The sequence below is a fragment of the Pseudomonas sp. MD330_10 genome (assembly GCF_042610415.1).
GTDB classification, from domain to species: Bacteria; Pseudomonadota; Gammaproteobacteria; order Pseudomonadales; family Pseudomonadaceae; genus Aquipseudomonas; species Aquipseudomonas rhodesiae.
Map to the genome: position 1 here is coordinate 1 of NZ_JBHGZU010000104.1, position 252 is coordinate 252.

A 252-nucleotide genomic window follows, 5' to 3' on the forward strand; every position below is an offset into this window, starting at 1 on the left:
GGACGATCTGACCGTCGGACCGGACGGCGCGTTGTACGTCGCATTCAATGCAGGCGGCAAAGTTGTTCGCGTCGATCCTGATTCGGGATCTTCGTGTGAGATCGCCTCGGGTCTGCCGTTCACATCTGCGGTCAAGTTCGGCGCCGGACCGGGCTGGGATCCCAACGCGCTCTACACCACCGGATTCCTGGGTGACGTTCACCGTCTCGAACGTGTGGCGGGCTGAGCGTCATGGCTGAAGCAGCGCCCGTG

Annotated in this window: 1 protein-coding gene; it reads left to right on the forward strand. The window is 63.1% G+C overall.

Translation table 11 applies throughout. The features are described from left to right. On the forward strand, positions 1 to 226 hold a 226-nt coding region (locus ACFZPT_RS26795), incomplete at its 5' end, for a hypothetical protein (protein WP_379559149.1). Positions 227 to 252: the final 26 nt, after the last annotated feature.